This is a genomic window from Mesorhizobium sp. WSM4806, assembly GCF_055811635.1.
In genome coordinates this window covers 81,846-88,909 of sequence record NZ_JBVVQZ010000026.1, presented here as the reverse complement: position 1 = coordinate 88,909, position 7,064 = coordinate 81,846, and the positions used below count along the sequence as shown (strand labels likewise).

Sequence of the window (7,064 nt, the reverse complement as noted above, 5' to 3'; positions counted from 1 at the left end):
GTGAAGAGAGGCTTCTTTCCAGAGGGGTCTAAGATCCTCTACGCGCATCTCGGCGGCGCGCCTGCGATCAACGGGTATGGTTTCGCCTTCCGCAATGGATGACGCGCGACAGATGCGCTACGCCATGCTGCCCTGTGGGCGATATGAACCAACTGGAATTCCCATAAGCTAACGTGGCAGCGTTCAGAAGCGCCGTCAGGTGTGCGAGCAGCGATGCCTGATGGCGCGCGCACTAGACAGCTCTCGGCTCCCGCTCGAACACGGTAAGCAGCTGCCGCAAAGTCCGGCGTTCGCCAGCCCTGTTTCGAACCCCCATTGTCGAAGCCGGAATGCGGAACCGGCGCTTGAACTCCACTTGATCTACCATCTTGCGGACCGACTTGACGCCGGCGACGTCGGGTCGATTTGGATGGCGTGCAGCGGCAGCTAGGCATGTTTTCCACGCAACTGCCTGGCGCAGACTCTCGATCAGTTCCGTGCCGAAGCAGTCGGCCCGGGCCTTTTTGGTCGTCCTAGCCACCGCTAAATGCGATCTTCTGTTCGGGCATCCGCTCTGCCGTGGGGGCGTTTGCGTGGGCACAGATCATGGTCGCCACTCCTGTGACAGCATGAGGTCAACGGCCCGCAAACCCCTATGCCTGCTCCTTCCGGGATAGCAAAGCGCATCTTCCGTAAGCCACCGGCTTGATGCTGCAAGACCATAGCCACGACGTAAGACCAGCAGGTTCGTTCCCAGGCGTTTTGGGCCAGTGAATTCCCTGATTTATTGGCGTCGGCGTCAACCGGGATGGCCAGCCCATGTGGAGGTCTGCATCGATACCAGAGCCGACTTGAGGGAGTTCTTGCACGGCAAATCCGTCAACTACCAGATGCCGTAGTTTCGGCGTTCAGCCGAAAACCTTAGACAGGATCGCGTCAACCCACTCTCTCATTGACGCTCGCCTAGATCAGGGACTCATCATGAATACCGACGCTTTCGCCACGTATGAATCTAACGTTCGTCGTTATTGCCGGTCGTTTCCGACAGTATTTACGAAAGCTCTCGGGGCGACAATCTGGGACGAGTCCGGTAAGCCTCATATCGACTTCATTGTGGGGTCTGGCGCACTTAACTACGGACATAACAACCCCACTATCATTGCCCCAGCAATAGAATATATGATCGGTGAGAACATTCTTCTGTCGCTTGACATGTATACGGCGGCAAAGCGTGACTTCATTGAAGCGCTTGTCGAATCGATCCTGAAGCCCAGAGGCCTTTCGTACAAGATACAGTTTCCTGGGCCGACCGGCACAAACGCCAACGAAGCGGCACTGGCCCTGGCGCGAAAATATACCGGTCGCTCAAGTGTCATGGCCTTCACAAACTCATACCATGGCATGTCGCTTGGCTCCCTGGCGGTGTCGGGCTCGGCGTCTACGAGAGAGCTGGGAGGCGTCGCACGCCACGATGTGATCCGTGTGCCTTATGACGGCTATGCAAACCAGGCTTTCGATTCAGCGAGTTACATCGACTGCGTTTTGAACGATCCGGGAAGCGGCATAGAAAAACCTGCCGCAATCATTTTGGAGCCTATCCAGGCAGAAGGCGGCATGAACACCGCATCCGCAGCTTGGCTCACAGAAATTCAGCGCATCTGCCGCAAGCACGGCATTGTTTTCATCGTTGACGACATTCAGGCAGGATCGGGTCGGACCGGTGATTTCTTCTCGTTCGAGTTCGCAAAAATCGAACCTGATATAGTGACTCTTTCCAAGTCCCTAAGCGGTTCAGGTAGTCCGTTGTCCATTGTTCTGATTAGACCCGACCTGGACATATGGAAACCCGGAGAACATAGCGGGACTTTCAGAGGCAACAATTTCGCCTTTGTGACGGCAGGGGCCATGTGCAAAATGTGGTCGGACCTCCGGTTTACTGCTGGCGTCGAGCGGACAGCGGTCAAGCTGCAAGCGCACCTTGACCGCCTTGTCGCTAAGTTTCCCAAGTGCATTGAACAGAAGCGCGGCCGCGGTCTGATGGCCGGCCTCAAGTGCACTTCATCGGCCGCTGTGAGCCGTGTACACGATATAGCGTTCGAAAACGGTCTGCTTATCGAATCCTCAGGGCCAGATCGCGACGTTATCAAAGTTCTCCCGCCGATAACCATCACCGATGCCGAGCTCGATCGTGGCATCGCCATTCTTGATCACGCACTACAGGAGCAAGACAATGTCTAGTCAGATACCTCAGGCGCCGGCCATCTCTCCAGTTTCTATCAGAGAACGCACCGGCTCGATCAGCACTGCTGAGATCATCTCAGTCCTGAAAGGCGAGACCACCGCTCTGCACATCAGCCAAGCTTTCAGCACCGAAGTAGCCGAGGAGATCACCGCGAACTTTTTTGGCAGTCCCGGTCTCAACGAGCGCAAAGATGGTGTCCCTGGACAATATGTCGGCGCATCCCACTACAGGAAGGATGCGGCCACCTATTTCGCGGAGGCAGAAAATGCGCGGCCGCACGTTGACGCCCTTTTTGGCAATCTGGTTGACCCGGTCCGAGCATTATTCGACGCGTTGAAGCGCGAGCTTCACAAACAGGGCATCGAATTGCGGCTGGCCCGTTCAGAACACGGCCAAGCTAACGTCTGTCGCGGTCTCAGTTGGTCTGGCAGCGGCACATTTTCTTTGGACCCTCACGACGATGTCGCTCAAGTGTTACGTGCCGGGAACGATTACGAGCTTTCTGCGGTGGCGCATAACACTGTCGCCGCGCTCAATTTCTACCCCAGCATGTCCGAGGAAGGTGGCAATCTGCGGCTCTGGAGTCACAAGCCGACGGTTGCCGATCGAAAATCGCAGGGGGTGGAGACCACGGGCTATCCCTATTCGGCGGCCTATCTCGAGGGCGTACCTTCGCGCGATATCCAGCTCAAGGCCGGGGATATCGCCCTGATCGATGGCGGTTTCGTTCATGGGGTCACCGGCCAATCAAGCAACGGAAAGCGCCGCGTGCTGCTGAACAGCTTTTTCGGGTTTGCGCGACCAGATCTTGTTGTCTGGTGGACCTGACGTTGGACGACCGACCTCCGCCGGCACGTATCACATCCGTTCGCAACGCGGAGGTCCCTTCAGGCACAGCCGTGGGGTTAATCCAAAGATCGACAGTGCCATAAAAAGCGCTTGGCGTTTCAGATGCTGCCGGTCGCCGAGCCAAGTACCAATTATCTGTCGCGTCACTGTCTGGTGCGCGGGTGATCTAGAAGGGGTCGCTCTTGGTCCTTGATCACAGACCCGGTATAGGCACGACAGCGTGAGCCACAGGCTGTTGTTGCCGGACCTTCCTGAAGGTTGGGAGCTCGCAGCGGTCCACCGTTCACGGAGCGCAGCCGAACAAACATCGCGAGGGTCGGTAAGCATAGGGAGACGCAACGCGAGACGTGAGACGCCACGTCTCCTTGTTCGCAGATATATTGCGCGTCTACCTGTGCCGGTGCGCAGTAAACCGCTGCTGGCCTTCGACTTTTCCGAACTAGCCCAGTTAGTGCACCCGCCTGCCGGACAGATACAGGTTCAAGAAAACTCCTGCCACAATGTTAAAGTGGGCCGATTGGTGATAGGGCATTCCCCGAAAGAATAAAGGTCGTGACTTTGGCGCGGTAATTGCGCAAGAGACTTCAATGCCGATATTACAAATCGATAATTCCAAGTTGTAGAGCCTTTATAGCTGCTGTAGTTCTGCTGCAAGTATCCATCTTTCTCATTACGTTCTTCATGTGGAAGTTAACAGTGTTTACGGATATACCTAAAATTTGTCCAATTTCCCAGGAGGATTTCCCTTTCGCCGTCCACAGGATACATTCCTTTTCTCTTGGAGAAAGGGTGGGTGTCTCCTCGAAACCGCTGATCCGCCGGTATTCCACAGTCTCTCCTCCGCAGTGGTTTGCAGAATGTTGTCACTGGGCACGAAACTGCCGGGGTGTAAGGCTACGGCTCTGCGGGGCTTGCTGGGCAGCTCTGAATCCACACGGATCTAGCATCTGATTGCAATTGGCGAGGTTATTTTACCTTAAACTTGTATTTCGTCATCGTTATGCGAGCGCAATGTGGAGTACAAACATGATACTTTCGTCGCGTGTCTTTTACGCGGTTGAAAGAGTTTTGCACGCCACATCAATTATTTCGGCGAAAAGAGGTAAAATCGAGAAAAGTCGACACCCCACGGAGTCTCATCAGCGTGTTAAAAATATATTGTGTGGACAATTAACTCTGAGAGTCGGTCTTGAAACTGACGATGAGCGGTTCTTTGCAGCAGTTCCGCCCGTTGCGACGAGGGTCATGGCCTGGGAGACGTCGAGCGCTGCTCGTAGTCGCGCACGAGGCGTTGCCACCGGGCATCCAGCCGAAGGTGCGTTCGATCACTCAGCGGCGCGGTAGAATTCGAGATAGGCGGCCCTTGCCATGAGCTTGAGCTGATCGCGGTCGGCGAAGTGCTTGACCCAGGGCCAGCGCTTGCGGACGCCTGGCGAGAATGGACCTACGCCGGCGCTGTTGGAGATATCGGCCGGCGTCAGGTTGACCATCAAAAGCCGCCCGTCGGTATCAACCGCAATCCGACGCAACGCCATCACTAGGTGGCAATCCTTGCCGCCTTGGCGCCGTGCAGGCAAGTATCCCGGGACACCGCTCCTGCGACTGGGATCGCCTACCCGGACTCGTGTGACTCCCGTACAGGAGATCCGCTCCGGCATCGCGCGTTTCGGAACCCTGGCCCGAAGGGGTAATCAGAAGATTCAACGGAGTGTGGCTGGATTCGTCTTCCGGCAAGAGGTCTAGGAAGTTCAACTTGCGCAGGCGGCGCGTAAGTCGAACGAGTTCCGGTTTAATTGCGGCGTGTTGTCGAGCGTCTTTGTTCGTTTGCCGAAACTCATATCAAACGCCGGTTCATATAATTCAATATGAAACTTTCTAGGCAAAGGTGTTAAGCAATAGTAATAATCAATTTATAATGCGATGCGCATTCTTATTGAATTCACGATGTTGGCGTCACCGAAAACATGTTAGAAAATACTTATGTCCCAGCCATCGACGATGGGAGATGCATCACGGCAAGGATGTGACTGCTAAGTTTCCAGGCGCCTCACAAGGCCAAACACCAAGGGATGAACGATATGGACGCGCTACCACTAATTTCACTTGCGAAACTGGGGGCCGATGCAACGCAACGTGAAGAGCAACGGCGCCTACAAATGGCCTGCCAGGAGTACGGGTTCTTCTACCTTGTCGAGCATGGCATTCCGAAGGAGCAGATCGCGCAAGCCATCGAGGCCTCCCGGCGGTTCTTCGCTTTGCCACAGTCAGTCAAGGAACGCTTCGGTCACGCAGCTCAAGGGGTCTATCCCACTATCGCCCGTGGATACAGTCCATTGCACGGGGAAATCCTACATCCCGACGCCGGCCGCGATCCGAAGGAAGTGTTCGATCTCGGAATCGACAACGAAGGCGACCGCCGTCCGTTTGGCGGGAGCACGCTGTTTCCGGATGAGGCCTTGGCTCCTGGTTTCGCGCGAAGCCTGCTTGCTTTGCAGGCTACCGTGCTCCGCGAAGTCGTCCCGCAGCTCGGAACCGCGCTTGCCGGCGTGATCGGTTTGGAACAGGGCTGGTTCCAACGGTATTTCAGCCCGCCGACGCTCGAGCAACGCGTAATTCGGTATCCAGCTCGCGGCGGCACGTGCGCCAAGCACACCGATGGTGGCTTCTTCACGCTGCTGCTGCAGGAGGAACTCCCCACCCGGTCGTTGCAGGTGTGGTTGCGCGGGCGCTGGATGCCAGTGCCGAGCCTGCCCGACAGTCTCGTAGTCAATTTGGGCGATATGCTTCAGGCTTTGAGCGACGACCGCTTCAAGAGTACGCCGCATCAGGTCGCGCACAATGGTCTGACTGACCGAATTTCGCTGCCCTTCTTTATCTATCCCGACGTCGACGCGCGCCTGACTTCGCGGGAAGGGCGCCACGCCTTCAGTGTCGCGGAAATGATGCTGCGCAATTACGAGTCAGTCGAAACCGGAAATGGCGCCGGACGCGCGCGAGAGTTGCAGTAAGTGTCCGGTGTTTTCAGGCGTGCGCAACTCATGGCGACGACGCGGGGCACTCCGGGGTGATACGCTGGGAGAACTCACGTTCAAAAATTTAACCCGTCCCACGTCGCGCGTATAGCGCGGCGGCAGGCGCCTTGGGATGCGACTCCGGTCCAAACGACATCATCCTTCAGGCACTTGCATCTGCAACGGAGGGAAGCCGTTTTTATCCATGTTCCTTGCAGCGGTTGGTCCCCAGAAGAGGTTGGTCTGGCTTCAGGCCGACGAGAAGCATTTCGCGTGTATGGCGAGTAGTCTGATCCTAAGAACCTGTAACGACAGGAACGCAAATGTATGTGAGCCACGATCTCAACTATCCCTTGCAGGCAACCCAGAATTGGGTCAGCGATCTGGCGTGGAGACTTCGTTGGCATGATCGCGAGCGGGTTTTCCGAGCCCTGATTGCAACGCTGCACGCCTTGCGCGACTGCCTCGATTGCAACGAGGCGGTGTACATAGGCGCGAAGATGCCAGCCTTACTACGCGGCTTTTACTACGAGGGCTGGCATCCCGGCCGCGCCACAGCCAGAAACCGGACTTCTTTTCTCGACATGGTCCACGAGGGCGTCCGCCATGACCCTGCCGTGGATCCGGAAGAAATCGCCCGCTCGGTGCTGAGCCAGGTAGCGGACCGTTTCTCTGCAGCAGAGATCGAAGAGGCCAAGGCCGCAACTTCAAGTGTGCTGCACGACCTTTGGCCAGCCTAAGACAGACGTCTTGCCATGAGTATCTACAAAGCCCCCGCCGGCTCGGGTCGGCCGGCGGGGACGCGGAACTCTTCGCGGGCACCGCTCGGTCGTCCTAATCGCGGTCGAGCGGGCTCCAGAAAGCATGGAGGTACGCAAACAGCCATCCGCTCGCGGCGCGAGGCGAGGTAGTCGTCCGTGGCTGCAATATCCTGCCCCATGTCGCGGGCGCCCTCATAATGGAACGCACAATCTTGCGGGCGG

5 protein-coding genes and 1 pseudogene are annotated in these 7,064 nt (G+C 56.7%); 4 read left to right on the top strand and 2 right to left on the bottom strand.

The annotated features are described in order from the left end of the window. The first annotated feature begins 960 nt into the window (after positions 1–960). Both ectB and AC0L2M_RS30775 read left to right on the top strand, forming a co-directional pair. Positions 961–2,217, top strand: coding sequence for a diaminobutyrate--2-oxoglutarate transaminase (ectB, locus tag AC0L2M_RS30780; protein WP_473536801.1), 1,257 nt, complete (start codon positions 961–963; stop codon positions 2,215–2,217). Then, positions 2,210–3,049 carry a 2OG-Fe(II)-dependent halogenase WelO5 family protein gene (locus AC0L2M_RS30775; RefSeq protein ID WP_473536800.1) on the top strand — a complete coding sequence of 280 codons (840 nt, stop codon included), beginning with the start codon at positions 2,210–2,212 and terminating at the stop codon, positions 3,047–3,049. The genes ectB and AC0L2M_RS30775 overlap by 8 nt, the downstream gene beginning before the upstream one ends. A gap of 617 nt (positions 3,050–3,666) precedes the next feature. Here the strand turns inward: AC0L2M_RS30775 and AC0L2M_RS30770 are convergent. Continuing rightward, on the bottom strand, positions 3,667–3,900 hold the full coding sequence (locus AC0L2M_RS30770) for a helix-turn-helix transcriptional regulator (protein ID WP_473536798.1): 234 nt from the start codon (positions 3,898–3,900) through the stop codon (positions 3,667–3,669). Between the two features lie 309 nt (positions 3,901–4,209). Beyond that, positions 4,210–4,596: pseudogene (locus AC0L2M_RS30765) on the bottom strand (transposase family protein); the annotation flags it as partial. A gap of 552 nt (positions 4,597–5,148) precedes the next feature. Between AC0L2M_RS30765 and AC0L2M_RS30760 the strand changes: the two are divergent. Then, positions 5,149–6,078, top strand: coding sequence for a 2-oxoglutarate and iron-dependent oxygenase domain-containing protein (locus tag AC0L2M_RS30760; protein WP_473536803.1), 930 nt, complete (start codon positions 5,149–5,151; stop codon positions 6,076–6,078). A 326-nt stretch (positions 6,079–6,404) separates the two neighbouring features. Next, positions 6,405–6,821, top strand: coding sequence for a DUF2267 domain-containing protein (locus AC0L2M_RS30755; RefSeq protein ID WP_473536796.1), 417 nt, complete (start codon positions 6,405–6,407; stop codon positions 6,819–6,821). The last annotated feature ends 243 nt before the right edge of the window (positions 6,822–7,064 follow it).